General features: G+C 38.1%; 2 protein-coding genes. Both read left to right on the forward strand.

Features of this window, described 5'->3' with window-relative positions:
- The coding region (locus RR539_RS10855) for an amino acid permease (protein ID WP_332500455.1) at window positions 1-541 on the forward strand (541 nt) is incomplete at its 5' end.
- A gap of 70 nt (window positions 542-611) precedes the next feature.
- Window positions 612-1500, forward strand: an 889-nt coding sequence (arcC, locus tag RR539_RS10860) for a carbamate kinase (RefSeq protein ID WP_332500456.1), incomplete at its 3' end; no start/stop codon positions are given.

Raw genomic sequence — 1500 nt, forward strand, 5'->3', positions numbered from 1 at the left:
ATCACTTCTTGGAGCGCTATTAAGCTGGATTCTGCTTGCAGCAGAAATTCCATACTTAGCTGCTAAAGATAGGGTTATGCCAAAGTGGTTTGCTAAGGAAAATTCAGCAGGAGTTCCTATTAACTCACTGATTATTACTAATGGGGTAACCCAGTTATTGTTACTAGCCCTATTATCACCAGGGCTTCAGTCAGCATATTATTCTGTAACTTATATAGCAACTGCTGCGATACTTGTACCATACCTATTCTCAGCACTATTTGCTGTTAAAACATGTTATAGAGATGATACATGTACAGCAGGTAATAAGGCAGTTGCAATACTTGCTACACTTTATTCTATATACGTAATCTATGCAGTAGGTCTTGTATATCTAGGGCTTGCATTTATACTCTATGTAACAGGTCTTATACCATTCTACTTCGGTAAGAAGGAAAAGGGTGAGGCATTTACAAGTGGAGAAAAAATTGGTTCACTACTATTTATAATTATTGCAATTGTAATGATTGTACTTCTAGCAATGGGAGTTATCTCTCTTTAATGATTATATCTGGTATTAGCTTGTCTAATACCAGTTTATATAAAATTTATATATTCTAGGAGGAAACATTATGGCAAGAGTCGTTGTTGCACTAGGAGGAAATGCCCTACAATCTGATACAAAGGATACATCAGCACGTTCCCAAATGGTAGCCTGTGCTGAAACTGCTAAACCAATTGCAGACCTTATAGAAGATGGTCATGAGGTAATCATAGCCCACGGTAATGGACCACAGGTTGGTCAAATTGTTTCAACATATGAAGCATCACATGCAAACAATAATAACAACCCAGTTATGCCATTCCCAGAATGTGGAGCTATGAGCCAGGGATATATAGGATATCATTTACAGCAAGCTATTCGAGAAGAATTAGTTAAAAGAGGAATAACTAAGCAAGTTGCTTCTGTTGTAACTCAAGTTGTTGTTGATAAAGACGACCCAGGATTTAAAAATCCAACTAAGCCTATAGGTTCCTTTGTTACTGCTGAAGAAGCGAAGGCTCTTGAAGCTGAAAAAGGATATACAATGAAGGAAGACTCAGGTAGAGGATATAGAAGAGTAGTTGCTTCACCTATACCGATTTCTGTTGTTGAAGAGGGAATCGTAAGAACCCTAGTAGATGCTGGTCATATAGTTATAACTGTTGGTGGTGGAGGTATTCCGGTTATCAAGAAAGATGACGGAACACTTGAAGGTATTCCAGCTGTTATTGATAAGGACTTAGCTTCTGAGAAAATAGCAGAATTACTTGATGCTGACGAACTTGTTATTTTAACAGCTGTAGAGCAGGTAGCTATTAACTTTAACACTCCAGAGCAAAAAAACCTTGCACATATAACCGTTGCAGATGCAGAGAAATATACTGCGGAGGGTCATTTTGCACCAGGTTCAATGCTTCCAAAGGTTAAGGCAGCTGTTATGTTTGCTGAATCTAAACCAGGCCGTAAGGCTATAATTA

Origin of the sequence: Clostridium sp. (assembly GCF_036639235.1) — a bacterium.
Taxonomy (GTDB): domain Bacteria; phylum Bacillota; class Clostridia; order Clostridiales; family Caloramatoraceae; genus Clostridium_AB.